Annotated in this window: 1 rRNA gene; it reads left to right on the forward strand. The window is 57.7% G+C overall.

The features are described 5' to 3' along the window. Nucleotides 1–241 (forward strand): 23S ribosomal RNA (locus ASU23_RS11140); the annotation flags it as partial.

The raw sequence follows: 241 nt of genomic DNA on the forward strand, positions 1-241 counted from the left end.
GCCACCCTTGAAAGAGTGCGTAATAGCTCACTGGTCAAGTGATCCTGCGCCGACAATGTAGCGGGGCTCAAGTACACCACCGAAGCTGCGGCATTCACGCAATAGCCCCCAGTTGATCCAAGGATTTTCTGGCAGGTGTGTGGATGGGTAGGGGAGCGTCGTGTGGCCATGGAAGCGGCAGGGTGACCTAGCCGTGGAGGCCACACGAGTGAGAATGCAGGCATGAGTAGCGAAAGACGAG

Source organism: Rhodococcus sp. KB6 (assembly GCF_001445685.1).
Taxonomy (GTDB): Bacteria; Actinomycetota; Actinomycetes; order Mycobacteriales; family Mycobacteriaceae; genus Rhodococcus_F; species Rhodococcus_F qingshengii.